13 protein-coding genes are annotated in these 15,369 nt (G+C 51.1%); 10 read left to right on the plus strand and 3 right to left on the minus strand.

Going from position 1 to position 15,369, the window contains the following annotated elements; all coding sequences use genetic code 11:
* Positions 1-14 precede the first annotated feature (14 nt).
* A complete protein-coding gene (locus tag EOE67_RS02370) occupies positions 15-512 on the minus strand; it encodes a GNAT family N-acetyltransferase (RefSeq protein WP_127697426.1) in 498 nt (165 codons plus the stop codon).
* Positions 513-780: 268 nt separating this feature from the next.
* On the opposite strand from EOE67_RS02370, the gene uvrD reads away from it, so the two are divergent.
* The 3 genes from uvrD to EOE67_RS02385 all read left to right on the plus strand — a co-directional run bounded on the left by uvrD (position 781) and on the right by EOE67_RS02385 (position 6,424).
* Positions 781-2,949 carry a DNA helicase II gene (gene uvrD / locus EOE67_RS02375; RefSeq protein WP_127697427.1) on the plus strand — a complete coding sequence of 723 codons (2,169 nt, stop codon included), beginning with the start codon at positions 781-783 and terminating at the stop codon, positions 2,947-2,949.
* A 1-nt stretch (position 2,950) separates the two neighbouring features.
* A complete protein-coding gene (locus tag EOE67_RS02380; protein WP_206099400.1) occupies positions 2,951-5,179 on the plus strand; it encodes a tRNA(Met) cytidine acetyltransferase TmcA domain-containing protein in 2,229 nt (742 codons plus the stop codon).
* Positions 5,180-5,272: 93 nt separating this feature from the next.
* Positions 5,273-6,424: an ABC transporter substrate-binding protein gene (locus EOE67_RS02385; RefSeq protein WP_127697428.1), complete on the plus strand. Its 1,152-nt coding sequence runs from the start codon at positions 5,273-5,275 to the stop codon at positions 6,422-6,424.
* On the opposite strand, the gene EOE67_RS02390 is transcribed toward EOE67_RS02385, so the two are convergent.
* Complete coding sequence (locus tag EOE67_RS02390) at positions 6,414-7,664, minus strand: M23 family metallopeptidase (protein ID WP_127697429.1); 1,251 nt, start codon at positions 7,662-7,664, stop codon at positions 6,414-6,416. The genes EOE67_RS02385 and EOE67_RS02390 overlap by 11 nt on opposite strands.
* Before the next feature lie 359 nt (positions 7,665-8,023).
* On the opposite strand from EOE67_RS02390, the gene EOE67_RS02395 reads away from it, so the two are divergent.
* Genes EOE67_RS02395 through EOE67_RS02405 form a run of 3 tightly spaced genes read left to right on the plus strand, consistent with a single transcriptional unit; the run spans position 8,024 to position 11,608 of the window.
* On the plus strand, positions 8,024-8,968 hold the full coding sequence (locus EOE67_RS02395) for an ABC transporter ATP-binding protein (protein ID WP_127697430.1): 945 nt from the start codon (positions 8,024-8,026) through the stop codon (positions 8,966-8,968).
* Entirely contained in the window at positions 8,965-9,789 is an 825-nt protein-coding gene (locus EOE67_RS02400; protein ID WP_240652680.1) for an ABC transporter permease, read from the plus strand. Before EOE67_RS02395 ends, EOE67_RS02400 begins: the two co-directional genes overlap by 4 nt.
* Before the next feature lies 1 nt (position 9,790).
* Positions 9,791-11,608: an amidohydrolase family protein gene (locus tag EOE67_RS02405; RefSeq protein WP_127697431.1), complete on the plus strand. Its 1,818-nt coding sequence runs from the start codon at positions 9,791-9,793 to the stop codon at positions 11,606-11,608.
* A 67-nt stretch (positions 11,609-11,675) separates the two neighbouring features.
* On the opposite strand, the gene rfbC is transcribed toward EOE67_RS02405, so the two are convergent.
* Positions 11,676-12,233, minus strand: a complete 558-nt coding sequence (rfbC, locus tag EOE67_RS02410; protein WP_127697432.1) for a dTDP-4-dehydrorhamnose 3,5-epimerase — start codon at positions 12,231-12,233, stop codon at positions 11,676-11,678.
* A gap of 380 nt (positions 12,234-12,613) precedes the next feature.
* On the opposite strand from rfbC, the gene atcJ reads away from it, so the two are divergent.
* From atcJ to atcC, 4 genes are read left to right on the plus strand one after another with little or no spacing between them, the layout of a single operon-like run.
* Positions 12,614-12,904 carry a cold adaptation protein ActJcold adaptation protein ActJ gene (atcJ, locus tag EOE67_RS02415; protein WP_127697433.1) on the plus strand — a complete coding sequence of 97 codons (291 nt, stop codon included), beginning with the start codon at positions 12,614-12,616 and terminating at the stop codon, positions 12,902-12,904.
* A 22-nt stretch (positions 12,905-12,926) separates the two neighbouring features.
* Positions 12,927-13,490, plus strand: coding sequence for a cold adaptation protein AtcA (atcA, locus tag EOE67_RS02420; RefSeq protein WP_127697434.1), 564 nt, complete (start codon positions 12,927-12,929; stop codon positions 13,488-13,490).
* Positions 13,490-14,251, plus strand: coding sequence for a cold adaptation protein AtcB (gene atcB / locus EOE67_RS02425; protein WP_206099401.1), 762 nt, complete (start codon positions 13,490-13,492; stop codon positions 14,249-14,251). Before atcA ends, atcB begins: the two co-directional genes overlap by 1 nt.
* Before the next feature lie 21 nt (positions 14,252-14,272).
* Positions 14,273-15,169 (plus strand): cold adaptation protein AtcC, encoded by an 897-nt coding sequence (gene atcC, locus EOE67_RS02430; protein ID WP_127697436.1) that lies wholly within the window; start codon positions 14,273-14,275, stop codon positions 15,167-15,169.
* Positions 15,170-15,369 lie beyond the last annotated feature (200 nt).

Raw genomic sequence — 15,369 nt, forward strand, 5'->3', positions numbered from 1 at the left:
CTGCGCTCGCTTGATCATAGCTGCTTCACCATAAACACACTATTTGGGTCCAGCACATAGTCGGCAAAAGGGTCACAATATTCAAAACCAAAGCGCTGATACAAAGCGCGGGCCGGTGCAAAGTAGGCCATTGAACCTGTTTCCAGATACAGCTGCTGATAACCACGTTCCGTTGCGACTGCAATCAGATGCGTCAACATAGCGGCGGCAATGCCTTGGCGGCGAAAATGATCTGCGGTGCGCATCGACTTAATTTCGGCGCTTTGGGCGTCTAACTGTTTTAGTGCGCCACAACCGGCTAATTGCAGCTCGTCCTGAGTTTGTGCGGATTGTTTTTGCCCGGCAGGAAGCGGCAGCCACAAAGTCCAAAAACTAACATCGGCGGCGCGCAGGCCGGTGAGATCCAACGCATGCACACTTTCCGGCGGCGACGTCAGATGCATATCGTGCAGATGTTGTTGCAGCAGGGCGATGATGGCGTCGCCGGTCAGGTTGTCAGATTTAATCAGCATTGATCACCAGCGCAGTTGTCTTCATAACGTCCCTCAAATTCGCTTCTTAATCAGACTCGTTTTGTCGCAGCATACCCAAAACTCTACCTGAACACCATTGGCCGATATTGGTGGCATTGATGATAAATATGGCAGTGCTACGCTTGGTCACCACGATGAAAAACTGCAAACGGGTTTAGCCCATCGCCAAGCCCTGATATACTGCCTTTATCTGAAAACCACTGTACATATATATACCTCTTTACCGGTATAGCGATAGGCTGCCTCAATGGACGTTTCTTTATTACTCGATGGTTTAAACGACAAACAACGGGATGCCGTGGCGGCGCCGAGTCAGCATATGCTGATTTTAGCCGGTGCCGGTTCGGGCAAAACCCGGGTGCTGGTGCATCGGTTGGCCTGGCTGATGCAGGTCGAACGCGTTGCGCCGTACAGCTTATTGGCGGTAACGTTCACCAATAAAGCGTCGCAGGAAATGCGGGCACGGATTGAACAAACCGTTGGCGTCAGCCTGAATAATCTGTGGATGGGCACCTTTCACGGTTTGTCGCACCGCATGTTACGGGCGCATTTTGTTGAAGCCAACTTGCCGCAAACCTTTCAAATTATTGATTCGGACGACCAATACCGCTTGGTACGCCGGGTGCTGAAAGCGCTGAACCTCGATGAAAAACACTGGCCGCCAAAACAAATTCAGTGGTTTATCAATGGTCGCAAAGACGAAGGTGAACGGCCGGGCAAAATGGCGCATGGCGGTGATTTTAATCTGGAAACGATGATTAAAATTTACGCCGCTTATCAGGAGATGTGCGACCGCGCCGGTTTAGTCGATTTTGCGGAAATTCTGCTTAGAAGCTTTGAACTGCTGAAAAACAACAGTGAAATCCGCAGCCATTATCAGCAGCGCTTCCGGCAAATTCTGGTCGACGAGTTTCAGGATACCAACGCCATTCAATATCAGTGGTTGCGTCTGCTGGCTGGCAACCATGCGCGGGTGATGATTGTCGGTGACGATGACCAGTCGATTTACGGCTGGCGCGGCGCCAAGGTTGAAAATATTCAGACCTTCCTGAAAGATTTCCCGGAGCCGGTGACTATTCGTCTTGAGCAAAACTACCGCTCCACCTCCACTATTTTAAAAGCCGCCAACGCGGTGATTGCCAACAATCAGGGTCGGCTTGGCAAAGATTTATGGACTGACGGCGAAGCCGGTGAAGCCATTTCGCTGTACAGCGCTTTTAACGAACTGGACGAAGCGCGGTTTATTGTCAGCCGCATTCGTGAGTGGCGCCGGCAAGGTGGCAAGTTGATTGAAGCGGCGATTTTGTACCGTAATAACGCCCAGTCGCGGGTATTAGAAGAAGCGCTTATTCAGGATGGCATCAATTACCGCATTTACGGCGGACTGCGCTTTTATGAACGGCAGGAAATTAAAGACTCGCTGGCTTATTTGCGGCTCATCAACAACCGGCAGGACGACGCGGCGCTGGAGCGGATCATCAATACGCCAACCCGCGGTATCGGCGATTCCAGCATGGATAAAGTGCGTGAATTTGCCAAACGCGAGCAACAAACGCTGTGGCAAAGCTTGCAGCAGATGGTATTCCAGAAAGAGCTGACCGGCCGCGCCGCCAATGCCATCAGTGCTTTTATGGAGCTGATTAATAAGCTCGATGATGAAATTCGTGATTTGTCACTCGACGAACAGGCTGACCACGTCATTCATCAATCGGGCTTGCATGCGATGTATCAGGCGGAGAAAGGCGAAAAAGCCCAGACCCGGATTGAGAACTTAAACGAGCTGGTCAACGCCTGTGCTAACCAGAATTTTACCGCCAACGAGGAAATGAGCCCGCTATCGGCGTTTTTATCACAAGCTGCGCTGGAAGCCGGTGAATATCAGGCGGAAGAACATTCGGATGCAGTGCAACTGATGACGCTGCACAGCGCCAAAGGTCTGGAATTCCCGTTGGTGTTTATCTGTGGTTTGGAAGAAGGCATGTTCCCGAGTCAACAGTCCGGTGACGACCCAACCCGGATGGAAGAAGAACGCCGCCTTTGTTATGTCGGCATGACCCGCGCCATGCAAAAGCTGTATTTATGCCACGCCGAAAGCCGTCGTTTATATGGGCAAGAGCAATACAACAAACCATCGCGGTTTTTACGCGAAGTGCCATCCGAGTATATCGAAGAAATCCGCCTGACCACCTCGGTCAGCAAACCAACCCAATTTAACCGGTTTGGCAGCGCCGCTACCCATAGCGCTTTTGAAAATACCGGCTTTAAGCTGGGGCAACGGGTGCTGCACGACAAATTCGGCGAAGGCACAGTGCTGAATTATGAAGGCACCGGCAGCCAGTCGCGTATTCAGGTCAACTTTGATGATCTCGGTAGCAAATGGCTGGTGACGTCTTATGCCAGGTTAGAGGCGATTTAACTTGCCTGCCGACTTGGGTCTGCGCCAGCAACTGGCTGAACTGCAACAGCAATACCGGCAACGGCGCTGGCGTTTGCCGTTGTGGTTGCAGATTGCTGACTCAATGGAGTGTCACTGGTTGTCGCAAACCATGGCAGAACTGCTGGCCACTCAGCACGAAGGTGCTGGTTTTTGGCTAGGTGAGTGCTCAGCCGACTTGCCATTACCGGCACGGACAACGCAGATTAAACACAAAGGCCAGTTACTAGGCCTTGAAGCCGACTGGATTGTGATCAACGGTTTAGCTGGTATTGATTGGGATTTGTTCGCCGCCAGCAGTGGTTGTTTACGCGCCGGTGGCCTGTGGTTATTGATCACCACCACGCCGGAGCAATTTGCGCTACAACCCAATCCTCAAGCACAACGGATGTTGTCTTATCCGCTGCAAGCACATGATCAGGCAAGCAATTTTCAGCAGTTTTGGCTGTCGCAGCAACAAGATTGGTGGTTGTATAACAACGAACTTGGTTTACACCGCCAGCCCAATTACCATCCGCACCCAGCAAATCCAAAGGTTCCAACCTTTCCAGCCGAAGAATCGGCTGCTGTTGCCGCAGGATCGGCACCAGCGCCCTTTTCAACGCTGGAGCAACAACAAGCCGTTGCCGCCATCTTAAAAGTGGTTTCAGGTCATCGCCGCCGACCGCTGTTGCTAACCGCCCATCGCGGTCGCGGTAAATCCGCAGCGCTGGGTATTGCCGCCGCACAGTTGCAACAACAAGGTAAGCAAAAACTCATTATCACAGCGCCGAATCCAGCAGCGGCCGCCGTTGCTTTACAGCATGCAACAGCCTATCTGGCCGAATTGCAGCCAAATGCACCGCTGGCGCTACAGTTTTGGCCAATCGATTTGTTATTGCAGGAAAAACCAACCGCCGATTTAGTGCTGGTCGATGAAGCTGCCGCCATTCCTTTGCCGCAATTACAACAGCTGACGCAGCAATACAGTCGACTGGTGTTTGCGACCACTGAGCATGGTTACGAAGGCACCGGTCGTAGTTTCAGTTTAAAATTTCAGCCGTATTTACAACAACATTGTCCCGGCTGGCAGCAACTGCGGCTGCACACCCCCATTCGTTATACCATCGACGATCCGCTAGAGCAGCAAATTTTCCGCAGTTTTCTACTGGCCTGCGAGCAGCCAACACCTGTTTATAACCCGTCAGTGCCGTTAGTCACCAAGTTGCATCCAGCGTCAGAATTGTTGGCACAACCGGCCTTGCTGGCCAACATTTTTGGGCTGTTAAGCCTGGCGCATTATCAAACTGAAGTGACGGATTTATGGGCTTTGCTCGATAACCCACAGCTACAGGTAATGGCGTTGTATCAGGACTCAACGCAAGAACAGACCTCAGCATCACAACTGCTCGGCTGCGCCGTGATAAGCCTGGAAGGACTTTTACCACCGCAACTAGCCACTCAGGTTTATCAGGGCGAAAGAAGGGTACAAGGTCATTTATTGGCGCAAAGTCTGGCCTTTCATCTGGCAACATCGGAATTGGCAACCTTGCCACTGGCGCGGGTGCAGCGGATTGTGATCCATCCGGCCTGGCAGAACAGCTGGCTTGGCCAGTATTTACTCAAACAAGTGCAACAACATTGCCAGCAGCAGAGTATTGCCGCAATCGGCAGCAGTTTTGGCGCCACGCCGACGTTATTGCGTTTTTGGACTAGCCAGGGTTTTCTGCCAGTGAAACTCAGTGCGCAAGCCGAACAAGCCAGTGGTGAGCCTTCGGTTTTAATGATCAAAGCCTGCGACAACACACTGGCACCGACCATTGTGCAGTTACACCAGCAGTTCGCCGCCAACTTGTACCTGCAATTGGCTGACAGCCAGCGTCAGTTAAACCCACGACTGGCGCTACAGCTATGTCAGCCGCCCGCGACCACAGTGGACGCCCTTGCAAAACACCAACTGGCATTGTTCGTGGCTGGTCAACGGCCCTATGAACTGGTCGAGCTTCTGTTACTGAATTGGTTTAATCAGTGCGCTCACCGCCTACCGGTCGACGAAACCCGGTTATTGGTCCAAAAACTCTGGCAAAAACACAGCTGGGCCGAACTCACAAAACAACAAAGTGCTTATGGTAAAGCACAATTGATCAATCAGATACGCCAGTTGCTAGCCACTTTTGGCTTGGAACAACCGCCAACGAGTTCACCCGATAGACCTTCAATAGACCTTCAATAGACCTTTAGCATGAGCTAAATCAAAACACCGCCCGTACCTACCAGCTAAGCTATAGTTGAACCACTTCGGTGTCTTTTACAGGGACTTACGTTAATGTGCCGATATCTTAAGCTGTTTTCGTGCATCTTGGTTGGTGTTTCACTGCAGGCGCTGGCGGCCGCGCCGATTAAAGTCGGCATGTCAGCACCTTTTTCCGGTCGTGCTGAACGGTTAGGACTGGATTATCGTGCTGGAGCGCAGCTGGCATTTAATCAAATAAATCAACAAGGTGGCATTGCCGGGCAACAGCTTGAACTGATCACGCTGGACGATGGTTACGAGCCACTTCGTACCGTCGATAACACCCGGCAACTGGTGTTTCACGACAAAGTGCTGGCATTGTTTGGTTATGTTGGCACACCCACGTCCAACGCCGTGCTGCCGTTGTTACGCCATGAGCAAATTCCCTTTATTGCGCCTTTTAGTGGCGCCGATTTACTGCGCCAACCAGCAGATCACTTTATCTATAATTTTCGCGCCAGTTATGCGCAGGAAGCCAGTGCGCAAATTCAGTATTTGGTGGATCAACGTCACTTTAAAAAAATCGCTTTGCTGATTCAGGCCGATGAATTTGGCGCCAGTGTCGAACGTAATTTTCTGGCTGAGCTTCACAAGCGCCAGTTAAAACCTTTGGTGATCAGCAGATTTAAACGCAATACCACCGATTTAGCCGACGCTGTCGCAGCGCTCGTTGCGCAAAAGCCGGACGTCGTACTGACGGTTGGGACCTATCAGGTGCTGATTGATGCGATTGAGCTTGGCGCGACGCAAGGTTTTAACCCCTTGTATTCAGTGGTATCTTTTACCGGCGTGTCGGAGCTGACCAGCTTGCTCGACCCACGTCAGCAGGTGCTGGCGTCGATGGTGATGCCGGATCCAAACCAGTCAAAACTAGCGCTGGTGGATGCTTATCGCCAACAATCACTGGCGCAAACCGTAAGCAAAGCGGCGCTGCTACCCGCGATGGCGCAGGCGAAACCACGCCTGAGTGATGTCGCTTTGGAAGGTTTTGCCGCGGCCACAGTGTTGGTCGGCGCACTCAAACAGTGCGCCGCGACTATGACCCGGCAATGTGTGTTACAGGCGTTACCGCAACAACAGCTTTACGATTTTCAGCTGCAGTACGATGTACAGCGACACCAGGCTTCACAGCAAGTGTCGCTGATGTGGCTACGCCAACAAGGCCTACAACCGGTTAGTGACTAAAATAGCCGGCACAACTACGGCTGCCGTTTTTCGTCAGGTAATAACGGCTGCAATTGGTGTCATAGCTGCTGCCAGTTGCAGTAATTTGCCAGCCAGAAACATACACACCATTTAAATGCGTCCAGCTACCATTTTGTTTCAGACTCCAGTGTTGGTGCGGGCCGGTCGAACTGCCGCCATTGCACAAAGCTTGTGGCTGGGTATTCGCCGGATTTGCAATTTTGGTATTTTTGCTGACGGTGGCGCCGGTACTAAATTGAATATTCATCAAATGATAATAAGTGGTAGACCAGCCGCCACTATGCACCACTTCAGCAAAACAGGACGAATGGCGTTTAAAACTACCCGCCGCTGATGCCGCAACCCAACGACTGGACTGATTACTGCCCCAACCGCCACCTTGACTCAAATCCAGCGACGACATCGGATAATTACCACTGCCGGTATTGGTATGCGCGCCACCAACATGCCAGGATTGGCCGGTTGGAAATGGAAATTGTAAAAAGCCATTGGCCGGACCTGCCAGAATAACCGGATCAACCATTGCTTGTTGCTCAACGGCTTGTTGCTGTTCTATCTGGCTCGGTGCTGCTGAAAACTCCTCGGCAAACAACTGCTGATAAATGGCATTGAAGTGTCGAGCCGCGGCTTGTTGCGGTAAAGCTTGTGGATCAGGCAGCGACGGTGCGTCTGACAAAGTCTTAGGTGTGGCACTGGCAAATAAAAAATCTAACGCCGACGGCGCCTGCTGCTTGGCGAATTCTGCAGCTTCAGGGTGAGTGGGTTCAGTGTACAACCGGGTCGCCAACTGATCGGCGACATCTTGCAACTGGCCAGCAAAATCGCGTTTTGCTGATAATTTGCCAAACGGCTGCGCCAGTTGTTTTGCGCTTAGATTTGCGTTTCGCAGGACGCCACTTTGCTGCTCCATCAAGGCCATTAACACCCGCGGGCTGATGCTGCTATAACCAGCCCAATGCGAAATTTGTTCGGCATAAGGCAATAAATGCGGCGCCTGACTGGCGAGATAAGCTTCAATATCAAAGTTAAACATTTCATCGTAGCTGTAGATCAGCGGGTTGACTGGCTGGCGCGAAGCTGTGGCGGACGCACTGCGGTCGTGTACAACGGTTGGTGCGGCAACGGCATCAGCTGTGGTAGTGAGGATTGCAGGCGTTGCTGCAACCACCGATAAGCTACACAGCAATAACGAAAGTGTTGATAGGTTCCTGGTTTTCATAACGACCTCTTATTTTGGCTATATACCCGTCATCTTTGAGGAAGCGGGGTAGGGTTCGACAGCTGGAAAAATCTGCCGTACCCACTGTAGTCAACGCCGGGATCGTCAAAAGCTGCGACAAGAAATATCAGAAATTTGTCACTGAACTATCATCAAAAGTGCTTCAGAATGTCATTAATTAGTAAATTCACATCCAGCAATGTCGGAACATGACAGCCATCAGCAACAGATTTCTGTCCATTCGCAGCGGCATCAGCAAACAAATGACAAATGTCACCCCGTATTGATGACGAATACCGCTGCACTCAGAGACCGGCATAGCACACACTGTTCCGGTACCTTGTAAGCGGAGCCGCCTGATGACCACGCCCTATATCGAAATTACTGATCTCAACAAAAAGTTTTCGCAACACCCGGTGCTCAACCAGCTGAACTTAACCATTCAGGCCGGGGAAATTGTCGCTATTCTTGGTGAAAATGGTGCCGGAAAAACCACGTTACTCAACATTTTGCTCGGGTTGCTGCCCGCCGACAGCGGCGAGGTGCAGTTGTTCGGTCAGCCGGTGAGTGTCTTGCAACAGTCGATGGCCCTGCGCGCCAATATCGGGGTGATGCTGCAACAAGCCAGTTTGCCGGGCAATCTGACGGTGCTGGAGCATCTGGAGCTATTTAGCTGTTATTACCCCAATCCGCGGCCACTACCGGAACTGATCCAGAGCTGTGGCCTGAGTGACCTTGTTCAACAACGGTTTTCATCATTGTCAGGTGGCCAGAAACAAGCGGTGTTATTTGCGCTCGCCATCATCGGCAAACCGGCCTTGCTGTTTTTGGATGAACCCACAGTCGGCTTAGACGTCGCTGCCCGCCAGGCGTTCTGGCAACAAATCCGCCAGGCCAAAGCCGATGGCATCAGCGTGATTTTGACTACCCATTATCTGGAAGAAGCTGATCAACTGGCGTCCCGGATTTTGGTGCTGAAAAACGGCCGTTTTATTGCAGACGGCAGCCCCGCCACCTTAAAAGCTTTTAGTCAGACCCGGCAAATCAGCTGCTGCAGCAGATTGTCGCAGCAGCTGATCAGCAGCTGGCCGGAAGTGCAATTGGTTGTGCAACTAGCCGCGCAGTTAACAGCACAGAAGGACAATCCGGCAGCGCAACACTTACAAATTCATAGCAGCCAACCCGAACAAACCTTACGCCGGTTACTGGCGCTGGACGAACAACTGACGGATCTCACCGTCAGCAGTGTCAGCCTGGAACAAGCCTTTTTACATCTGACACATAGCAAGGAGCACAGCGCATGAATCCGCGTACGATGCCGACCTCACCGGACACAACACCAACCACAACACCGACCCTAGCGGTCAATATGCCGTGGCTTAACTGGCGCCAAACCCTGAATTTGCTGCAGATGGAAGCAAAACTTGATTTGCTGACGCTATGGCGCACGCCGGGTTTTGTCGCGCCCAGCCTGATTTTTCCAGTGATGTTTTACCTGCTGTTTGGGGTTTTTATCACCAAAGGCGGCCAAAGTGACTATTTGCTGGTGACGTATTGCTGCTTCGGCGTGATGGGCCCGGCGCTGTTTAACTTCGGCGTCAATGTCGCCACCGAAAAATCTCAGGGATGGCTCACGATGAAACAAATTGCCCCGGCGCCGGTGTCGGCTTATCTGTTCGGCAAAGTGGTCTCCAGTTTATTGTTTGCGCTGGTGATTGTGATGTTGTTGTTTGTCTGCGCTGCGTTGTTCGGCAATGTCCGGTTGTACACCAGCCAGTGGCTGGGACTGGCGGGACTCGTGTTAGTTGGCACCCTGCCATTTTGTTTATTTGGGCTGTGGCTGGGGCTGACCTTAAGCGCCAAAGCAGCACCTGCAGTGGTGAATCTGATTTATCTGCCGTTGGCGTTTTTAGGAGGTTTATGGTTACCCATTCATATCCTGCCTGGCTTTATGCAGCAGTTTGCCCAGTTGCTCCCAAGTTTTCACTTTGGCCAATTGGCGCTGAGTGTGATTGGCCGTGATTTGCCCCAGCCATGGTGGCAGCATCTGTTTGCCTTGCTGATTTTCACCGTGGTATTTGGCGTGCTGGCCAGCCGTGCCTTTCGTCAGAACAGGAGTGTTTGAGATGTCTTCGAAAACTTTAATGATCACTTGCGGTTCGGTGCTGATGCTGGCCGCTTTTTTCAGTCTGTTGCCAACGCCAGACACAGCAAAAACACCAGCAGCAACGACGGCACCCAAAACCGCAGAACCAGCAAGTTTTGTGCTGGGGCCGGTGCAACTGTTTGATGGTGAAACCTGGCAAGGGCAGCGCTATATCGAAGTGCAGCAAGGGCGGATCAGCCAGATCAGCGAAAACCCAATTCAAAACGAATTACCAAAGCTTGATGGCGAAGGCATGGCTCTGCTGCCGGGGCTGATTGACGCGCACGTCCACACCTACAACGATGCGCTGGAATTAGCGCCGCAATATGGCGTGACCACAGTGCTGGATATGTTTATGTCGGCGCAGTTGATGAAGCCGCTGCAGGCTGGCCGCGACGAAACGCCGAACCAGCAACGCGCCGATTTATATAGCGCCGGCACCCTCGTCACCGCGCCAAAAGGCCACGGCACTGAATATGGCATGCCGATCCCAACCATTGAAACGCCGGCGCAAGCCGATGCTTTTGTCGCGGCACGCATCGCTGAAGGTTCTGATTATATTAAAATTGTCTACGAGTCGGCCAAAGCCCCACGCAAAATGTTCCCTTCAATTGACGAAGCAACCTTAAGCGCAGTGATTAAAGCCGCTAAGCAGCACGGCAAACTGGCGGTGGTACATATCAGCGACCAACAATCGGCATTAGAAGCGGTACGCGCTGGTGCTGATGGCCTGGTGCATGGCTTTATTGAGTCCAGAGTGCAGCAAAAGCTGCTGGATCTGATGAAGGCGCAAAAGGTGTTTATTATTCCAACCTTGGCAGTGCACGAAGCAATGACAGTGCGTCAACACAATAACAAATATGTGCTGAACCGCGCTGACTTAAAGCTCAGTGCCAACCAACGCCATAATTTAAAACAAGGTTTTACTCAGTTTAATATTCCGCCGGCGCTGTTTGACAATCTGCTCTACAACACCCGGGTTATGCATCAGCACGGCATCCGTATTCTGGCCGGTACCGACGCGCCAAACCCAGGCACCGCGCACGGCATCAGCCTGCCATTGGAGATGTTGTTGCTGCAACAGGCTGGGTTGAGTATCGATGAAGTGCTGAAAAGCGCCACCTCTGTGCCCGCCAGCAGTTTTGGCTTAAAACAGGCTGGATTGCTCAAAGTAGGTGCCAAGGCAGATTTGCTGTTGGTCGGGGATGTCAAAAACGATTTAACGGCATTATTGACGCCACACAAAATCTGGAAAAACGGTGTGCGGATTAACCCGATTGTCAGCGCTGAGGCCAGCAAAGTCAGCGCTGGATTACTGGCTGATTTCGCTCAAAGCCGCAAAACCTTACAGGGTCTTGGCATTAGCGCCAGCAGCGACAGTATGATGCAGGGCCAGTCGAGCGCGAATATGAGCTGGATAGCCGAAGGTTACCAAGGTGCCGGCGCCATTCGCGTTGATGGTGCAATCAAACCTGGGTTTAGCTATCCATGGTCTGGCTTGACCTACCTGCCAGGGAAAAGCATGGAACAAGGCGCTGATTTAAGCACATTTACCACGGTGAGTTTTGCCATTCGCGGCACACCGGGCACCTATCAGCTACAGCTGTTTAGCGCGGGCAGCATGATGCCGGTTGGCGCTGATTTTAGCGTCAGCAATGACTGGCAAGTGATTAAAATGCCACTGAGTCAGTTTGCCGGTGCCGAACTTTCTGCCATTAGTATGTTGTTATGGTCAGCATCACCGCATGCCAGCAAGCCGGAGTATTTCCTGGAACTGGACGAAATCCACATCAATTAACATTCGGGGTCAGAGTCAATTGTTAACGGATTTCTGTTAATAATTGACTCTGACCCACAATTAACAACTACCCGAAATACTCAGCGGTTTTAAATGACGCGGCTTGTTGATCGCGCACAGAAAGGGACGGTGGCAATGCTGGCAACTGTGCCAGTGGCCAGTCGATGGCCAAATCCGCATCATCCCAACGGATGCAACGTTCAAACGCCGGTGCGTAATAGTCCGTAGTTTTATAATGCACATCGGCGCTGTCGCTCAGCACCAGAAAACCATGGGCAAAACCTTCAGGAATAAACAATTGCTGCTGGTTTTGGGCCGATAAAAACTGCCCGATCCATTGACCAAAAGTAGCGGAAGAACTCCGTAAATCGACGGCTACATCAAAAATTTCGCCTTGTACCACCCGGATTAATTTCGCTTGCGGCTGAGAAATCTGGTAATGCAAACCACGCAACACACCTTGTTTGGAGTGCGAATGGTTATCCTGCACAAAATTGAGTGGCCGCTGTAATAAAGCTTCATATTGTTGTTGCTGAAAACTCTGCAAAAAATAACCGCGCTCGTCGCTGAAGACCTTGGGTTGTAAAATCAGCACATCGGGAATAGCGGTTGGGATCAGTTGCATCAGAGTCTCTGCCGGAGGAACATTTTGCAGCATTGTGCGTTTTTTGCGGTAAAAGGCAAGGATTTGTCCGGCGAGAGAAGGTATTCACCCCTGAATGCTCTGACCTCGCCATTTAGGCTGCTGCCCACCCTGCTTTTTCTGCTATGATCGCCCCATTGTCTGCGGCCAGTGACCAGCACCCAAGTTGGCAACACCTGCCCTTTTCTCGTGTATACCCAAAATCATTGAAGATTCGGGTAGGCGGCAACTGAACGAATCTGGAACGCCAGCCCGCCCCAGGAGCATAGCTGTTCTATGTGACTGGGGTGAGTGAGGGCGGCCAACAACCCCGAATCTTCAAGGATGATGGGTTTATCCACCTCGTATTCACAAGGTTTAACATGATTAACTATTTCCGGGTCCTGGGTGTCAAAGCCACCGCGACCGATGAAGAAATCAAAAAAGCATATAAACGACTGTCGAATAAATATCATCCGGACAAACTGCTGTCTGAGTCGGATGACGCCAAAGATCAGGCCGCGCTGCAGTTACAACGGGTGAAAGAAGCCTACGATGTACTATCTGATGCCAAAAAACGCGCCGCTTTTATCAAAGATTTTAACAACGTGATAGTGCCGGAACCGACCGCAGCGATGAAAGAGCTGTGGGACCAATATTACCCAGCCGGTTAACGAACCACAGACAGGAACTACCATGAGCAAAAAATTCGATCAGGCCAGATTACAACAGTTGAAAACTGATGCCTTTGAAAACATTGAATCTTATAACGACCCCGACACGCCAAAAGCGCTTGGCAACTTCACCAGCCAGATTAAAAAAGTATTAGAAGCCGATCCGGAAATGCTGCAATCGGTGCCGGAATATTTACCGGTGGCGCTGTTTGGCCGGGTGAAATTCACCGGCGAAGCCAAACTGAAATGGTCACAGTGGTTGAAAACCAATACGTTTCCATTATGGGATGATTTTAAAACCTCAGTCGCCTTTAACAATGACGACTTACCATTGGTAAAAACCATCCGCGGTTATGACGAAAACCTGCTGATCGAAGCCTGCGCCGTGCTCTTTATGCTGTCGAACGAATCTTCAACCCCGGCCAAACGCAGCAAGGATGAAAGCGATGAAGACGGTTACGAAGAAGATTATGATGACGATGAGCGCAACGAAGCGCAGGATGATTACGAAGGCCGCGACGAAGAAGATGAAGACGGCTATGACGATCAATATGATGAAATTACCTTTAACCGGGAAGGTCGCTGATGAATAGTCTGATTGAAATTGCAGTCGCGGAAATTAAACAACTGGCAGTGGTTGAGCCAAAACAAGCCAGCAAAAAATTTGAGCTGATGGCCAACACCATGTCAGACGCCCAGCTGGTTGAAGTGATTGAAAATATTGATATTGTGACGCTGACGCAAATCAACAGCCAACACGATATTTCGTTCCCTTCGATTATCTCTGAGCTGATGACGCCGGAAAAAATCCGCGACATCGTCTGCCAGCAGCCGTTGTACTGGGAAGAAAAAATCAAAAACAATGCGGATGAGTTAAAGCAGCACACCTTCGATTTTCTGACCTATTTAATCCGGACTCAGGAAAGCGAAGAAAAACAGGCCGAAATTCTGGAATGTATTGCTGAAGATCCGGCCGGTTTGTTTTATTTATCCATTCCGTTTATCGAGTTGTATCGTGGCGAAGTGATTGAAGATGAAGACGAAATCCATGATTTGCTGCACGAAGAAGAGGAAGATCTGGAAGAAGCCATCAGCTATACCGAACGTAATATCAACGAAGAAGTGCATGGTTTAGGCTTTGATGACCCTCGCAGTTTGCTGGCGCTGATCCGTCAGTTGACACCGGCGGTAGAACAATCGATTAAGAGCTTGGTTCGTAACGAAAATTCCGGCTGGGAACATATCATCAACAAGTTCGCTACTGAGCTGGTGATGCAAGCCAAAGAGAAAAACCAGGCCACCGACGAATACGCCGAAGTGGACGATATGTTTAGTTTTCTGGATTAAGTACTGAATTAAGGGAACGACATGCAGTTAGCGTTACGCGACGCCAATCAAGGGCCATTTTTAAGTAAGGTCATCGCTTATGGTCAGGCGCAGGGCCGACTCAGCGCCTCAGATCTTGAGAACATCAAAAGCAAAGCAGTGTTGATGAGTCTCAAGTTTGCCGACAAGTTTTATAACAAATACAAAATGCATTTGCTGGAGCAAGCGGCGCACGACATTATCGGCGTCGCCAGTTTAGGTTTAGCCGAGCTGTCGGAGCAGGATTTAGACCGCGCACTGGCGCTGCTGCAAAGCCCGGAAGGCATTGTGAAACCCTTCCAGAAAGGCTGGAGCATGCTCAGTCAGGTTAGCTTGCTGAATCCAAGCCGTAAATCACTGTATGGGGACGTCGAAGCGCAGCTGCTGGCTGATATCGCAAGCCCTCCCGATGCTGAAGAATGGTCAGGACTCTCGCAGTATCAACATGCATTGCAGGAATGGCAGCGTCGTCAGGCGATAGCGGTATTAAAACAGACGTTTTTTTATCATACCCAACTCGACCCATTCGAGCACTTTAACCTCGAAGGCATGCTGGCCGAAGTGGTGTTGTACCGCTTGTGCTGCAAAGGCGACAAGGTGAAACAGGATTTAAAACAGCGGCTGAAAAACATCGAACTGCAAGACAGCTGGTTTGACGTGACCTTTTTGCAAATCCAGACCCAGCAAACCATCAGCTTATTGCCACCAGGTTTTGCCGCAGCCGTGAACGAAGACATCGGCGATAACTTCGCCCCAGCTTTGCTCAAAACATTGCAGTTTGCCAAAGGTTACCAAAAACTATTGGCCGACAACGCCTCACCGGAACGCCGCGATGCCTTTGAACACAAACAAGGCATGCTGAATCCGCTGCTTGGCTGGCCGCAGTATATTGAGATGTAACTGGGCTGGAAATACGACGAAATAATGGTACAAGGGCAGCTCGACTTCGATGAGTCCGCCATCAAGCTGGTTGGTGTCAAATCATCACGTGGCGCACTACCGCTCACGCGGTGAGTGACGCCCTACGCCAGGTGAGCATTTACGCCATCAACAACCAACCGCCATCATGCGAGTCGTGTCAAATCACCACCCGGCGCACT

The sequence above is a fragment of the Rheinheimera riviphila genome (assembly GCF_004005945.1).
Lineage (GTDB): Bacteria > Pseudomonadota > Gammaproteobacteria > Enterobacterales > Alteromonadaceae > Pararheinheimera > Pararheinheimera riviphila.

Excerpts from the sequence above, each read along its gene's own strand:
- EOE67_RS02405 (WP_127697431.1), top strand. The coding sequence starts at position 9,791 with ATGTCTTCGAAAACTTTAATGATCACTTGCGGTTCGGTGCTGATGCTG.
- EOE67_RS02395 (WP_127697430.1), top strand. The coding sequence starts at position 8,024 with ATGACCACGCCCTATATCGAAATTACTGATCTCAACAAAAAGTTTTCG.
- EOE67_RS02390 (WP_127697429.1), bottom strand. The coding sequence starts at position 7,664 with ATGAAAACCAGGAACCTATCAACACTTTCGTTATTGCTGTGTAGCTTA.
- EOE67_RS02385 (WP_127697428.1), top strand. The coding sequence starts at position 5,273 with ATGTGCCGATATCTTAAGCTGTTTTCGTGCATCTTGGTTGGTGTTTCA.
- atcB (WP_206099401.1), top strand. The coding sequence starts at position 13,490 with ATGAATAGTCTGATTGAAATTGCAGTCGCGGAAATTAAACAACTGGCA.
- atcA (WP_127697434.1), top strand. The coding sequence starts at position 12,927 with ATGAGCAAAAAATTCGATCAGGCCAGATTACAACAGTTGAAAACTGAT.
- atcJ (WP_127697433.1), top strand. The coding sequence starts at position 12,614 with ATGATTAACTATTTCCGGGTCCTGGGTGTCAAAGCCACCGCGACCGAT.
- EOE67_RS02400 (WP_240652680.1), top strand. The coding sequence starts at position 8,965 with ATGAATCCGCGTACGATGCCGACCTCACCGGACACAACACCAACCACA.
- atcC (WP_127697436.1), top strand. The coding sequence starts at position 14,273 with ATGCAGTTAGCGTTACGCGACGCCAATCAAGGGCCATTTTTAAGTAAG.
- EOE67_RS02370 (WP_127697426.1), bottom strand. The coding sequence starts at position 512 with ATGCTGATTAAATCTGACAACCTGACCGGCGACGCCATCATCGCCCTG.
- uvrD (WP_127697427.1), top strand. The coding sequence starts at position 781 with ATGGACGTTTCTTTATTACTCGATGGTTTAAACGACAAACAACGGGAT.
- rfbC (WP_127697432.1), bottom strand. The coding sequence starts at position 12,233 with ATGCAACTGATCCCAACCGCTATTCCCGATGTGCTGATTTTACAACCC.